Source organism: Bradyrhizobium sp. CCBAU 11430 (genome assembly GCF_028128855.1).
GTDB lineage: Bacteria > Pseudomonadota > Alphaproteobacteria > Rhizobiales > Xanthobacteraceae > Bradyrhizobium > Bradyrhizobium ottawaense.
The window spans coordinates 1-1,625 of the sequence record NZ_LBJV01000019.1 but is presented as its reverse complement, the minus strand read 5'-3'; the positions used below and the strand labels follow the sequence as shown (position 1 = coordinate 1,625).

The following is a 1,625-nucleotide window of genomic DNA, read 5'->3' as shown; positions in this document are numbered from 1 at the left end:
ACCGACATTGGTCGCCCCGGCCTGGCCGAAGCCGGTCGCGTCGAACGTGTCGTCGAAATTGGTGCCGCGCGCGGCCTCGACGCTGCGCAGCGTGTCGGTGCCGACCGTGGCGTCGCCGTTCACGGTGCCTGCGGCGAGGTGAACATAGATGCCGGACGTGGTCGTCGTGTCCGAATTGTAGGTGACCTGGTCGTAGCCGCCGCGGCCGTCGATATAGTCGTCGCCGCCGCGACCTTCATAGGTCTCGTAGGTGAAGGCCGCATTGTCGCTGCCGTAGAACGTGTCGTTGGAGGCCGAGCCCCAGATCGTCGAGACGTTGGAGAAGGTGTCGTGGCCCACCGAAGCGTCGCCATCCGCGATCCCGGCCCCGATGTCGACGATGACCGCGCTGCTCGCGCTCAGATAGGACACTCGCGTCACTGCCTGTCCCAGGGCGTTGAGATCGCCGACGACGCTATCGTCGCCGCCGCGCCCTTCAAACTCGCTCTGGCCGGCGGCTACGCCGGGCAGACCGGTCGATCCGGTGAACCCGGCCGCATTGAACGTGTCGGCATAATTGCTGCCGAGGATCCCCTCGACATTCGCCAGCGTATCTGTGCCGACGCCCGGGCCGGTCACGGAGCCGGCCGCAAGATTGGCGGTGATGGCTCCCGTTGCATCGCCGTAATCGGCGCGGTCGAAGCCCTGGCCGCCATCGAGCTGGTCGTTGCCGCCGAGGCCTTGCAGGACGTCGTTGCCGCCGAGGCCGCTCAAATTGTCGGCATAGACTGTGCCGACCAGCGTGTTCGGATTGGCGTCGCCGATCAGGTGAACGCCCGGCGCGAAGATGAAATCCGCAGCAGTCAGGTTCGATAGGGTCACGTTCTGCAGCGTCAGGCTGTCGCCATTGCCGAAATTGATGAACGTGTTCGGTCCCTGCTGCGAGGCGATCGCCTGCACGTCAGCGAGGTTGTAGATACCTGCGCCCGAAAGGTCGATTTTGTCGGCTTGCGCATGCGAGAAGTCGCCGATGAAATCGGCACCACCGCCGCTCACATACACGAAGGTGTCGGCGCCGCCGTTGCCGAGCAGATTGTCGGCGCCGCTGCCCCCCTTCAGCGTATCGTTGAAGCCCGATCCGGACACGCCGTTGACGCCACCGGTGATGGTGTCATGCCCAACCGAGGCATCCCCATTGACGGTGCCGCTGGCGAGATCGACAACAACGCCGCCGGTCGCGTTGGCGAACAGCAGCTGCGTGCTACCGTTGCCGGTGATGAGGTCGTTGCCGGCGAGGCCCTGGAAGGAATTGAAACCGATGAAGCCTGACGCGTCGTAAGTGTCGGCGAAATTGCCGCCATAAACGCTGTTGACGCCCGTGAAGGTGTCGTGCCCGACCGATACGTCACCCGTGATCGAGCCGGCGTTCAGGTTGACGGTGACGCCGCCGGTGGCATTCGTGTAGAGCAGCCGTGTGTTGCCGTTGCCGGTGATGACGTCGTCGCCGCCGAGGCCCTCGAACTGGTTGAAGGTGCCGTTATTGCCGATATTGAGCGCACCGGGCTGGCCATAGCCCGTCGCCACATAGGTGTCGGCGTAGCCCGTGCCCTGAATGCCCTCGATCGAACGCAGCGTATCGGTCCCGA

General features: G+C 64.7%; 1 protein-coding gene. It reads right to left on the bottom strand.

Annotated features, from left to right (window positions below):
• On the bottom strand, window positions 1-1,625 hold a 1,625-nt coding region (locus XI04_RS08130; protein ID WP_442869388.1), incomplete at both ends, for a beta strand repeat-containing protein.